2 protein-coding genes are annotated in these 2,213 nt (G+C 41.4%); both read left to right on the top strand.

The features are described 5' to 3' along the window. On the top strand, nt 1-808 hold an 808-nt coding region (locus tag F6K53_RS37955), incomplete at its 5' end, for an MBOAT family O-acyltransferase (protein ID WP_293084873.1). After that, nucleotides 808-1,926: a hypothetical protein gene (locus F6K53_RS37960; RefSeq protein WP_293084876.1), complete on the top strand. Its 1,119-nt coding sequence runs from the start codon at nt 808-810 to the stop codon at nt 1,924-1,926. The genes F6K53_RS37955 and F6K53_RS37960, both read left to right, overlap by 1 nt. Nucleotides 1,927-2,213: the final 287 nt, after the last annotated feature.

Genomic DNA, 2,213 nt, shown 5'->3' on the forward strand with positions numbered 1-2,213 from the left:
GGTAGTAATTGCTGATAATATGGCGACTATCGCCAATCCAATATTCAATAACTACACCCAATATCAGGGGTTGGATGTCCTGATCGGTATTCTGGCTTTTACCGTGCAAATCTACGGAGATTTCTCTGGTTACTCTGACATTGCCCGAGGAATTTCCAAGCTGATGGGCTTTGAGTTGATGGTGAATTTCAAGCTACCCTATTTTGCTCTCAATCCCAGTGATTTTTGGTTAAGATGGCATATTTCTCTATCTACTTGGTTAAGAGATTATCTTTATATTCCCTTAGGTGGTAACCGCCAGGGGAGTTTAAACACCTACCGTAACTTATTTTTAACAATGCTTCTGGGCGGTCTTTGGCATGGAGCTGCCTGGAACTTTGTGATCTGGGGTGCATTTCACGGGCTGATTCTGATCATCTACCGCATCTTTGATAAGAATCCAGAACATCAAGATCCTTGGAGCGGTAAGTATTCCTATCTAAGGATCTTGGGCAAAATGTTGTTGATGTTTATCCTGACTAACATTGGCTGGGTAATCTTCCGTTCCAGTTCAGCCGATCAAATCTATTACATGCTTACCAGAGTGGGGGTGGGTAGATCAGATCAGAGTTTACTCTTGGGATATGATTTAGTGTTTTTCTGCTTGCCATTGGTCATGGTTCAGATCTATCAGTATGTGACCCGTGACCTGATTATCCTAACAAAGCTAAACTATTGGTGTCGGGTTCCGGTCTACAGTTTCTTGATTATCTGGATTTGTGTTTTCGGTGTTCGCACATCTGGAGAATTCATCTACTTCCAATTCTGATGCCAATTTTGATTAATGACGAGAGTAAAGAGTTAAGGAAAAACATGGCACAACGCGCCGATCAACAGCTACCAGAAGAAATTATTGGCTCAGCCAACCGTCGAGGAGTCTTGCTATCTCTATTGGGAACTCTGATACTTGTTATTTTGTGCAATTTTGCAGCTAAATGGTATCTGAATGACCATCGACCTAATCGAGGCTATTGGTTGGTCAAGGAAAAATGGGAAATGTTACTGGGCTTGAAGCAACCTGTTGACTGGCTCATCCTAGGAGATTCCAGTTGTAACCAGGGAGTAGTTCCAAGTATTCTCAACGAGAGACTCGATGTTACCTCAATCAATCTCTGCACTATCGGCAACATGTTGAGCCTCAACGATGCCTGGATGCTAGAAAAATATATACAGCAATCTGGAGCTCCAAAAAATGTTCTGATCGTGCATGTCTACGATGTTTGGCATCGCGGAATTAACTTTCCGTTAATAGCGAGAGTTCCTTTGAGTTGGGGATACTGGCAGGAGCTTGAACCACCACTAAAGATTCGTTTACGCGGTCCGGGTATTTTATTTATCGAGCGATATTTTCCGCTCTATTCTGAAAACAAGAGTCTTTCGTTATGGTTCAGGTTTCCTCTGGATGCGTTCAAGGAAGTCAGAAGCTACAATATAGAAGAAGATGGGTTCATGGTTTGGGAAAAACCCAACCCTAGTTATGTAGAAGCACAGAAGGAGTCGCATCTCGATTTTGCCAGAAACAATCAATTTAATCTTTCGCCCTACAACCGTCAAGCTTTGGAACGAATCGTGGCCCTGGCGGAAGAGTATGGTTTTAATGTTTACTTAGCCAACAGCCCAATGTATGAAGGTCTTTATGAGCATGAGGATTTTCAAGCCTATTTTAATCAACTTCAAGAAACTCTCGGTGCCTATGCTGCCAAGAGTGAACGAGTACACTACATTTTCCGAGAGCCAATGACCTTTCCCAAGGAGCAGATGGAAAATGCCGATCATCTGATTTACTCTGCTGCCAAGGTGTACACTAATGAACTTGTGTCAGAAATTCTGTCCTTACAGTCCCAAACCACAACAACTAATCATGATCAGATAAACATTGTTGAGTAATTTAAATAGTCGGACACAATTAAATTTATAGCGCTACGCCTAGGCAAGAGGCAATAGGCCAGCTAGCAATAGGGAATGCCGATCGCTATCGACATTATTTTTTGGTCATAACTCCCAAACCAGTCTATAAAAAAAATTGTAATTATAGTGTAATTATTCAGATAATATAACATTTGAATCTTGGAGGATACATTTGTGTCTATACCTATCATCACTCTTCACCGGGGAAATTCTATTCACTTACTCTATAGTTTAGCTCAAGCTAAACAAACTAATCCTAAATCGGA

This window comes from Moorena sp. SIO4A1 (assembly GCF_010672065.1).
GTDB lineage: Bacteria > Cyanobacteriota > Cyanobacteriia > Cyanobacteriales > Coleofasciculaceae > Moorena.

Bases quoted from the DNA above. Each gene is read 5' to 3' on its own strand.
- F6K53_RS37960 (WP_293084876.1), top strand. From the start codon at position 808: ATGCCAATTTTGATTAATGACGAGAGTAAAGAGTTAAGGAAAAACATG.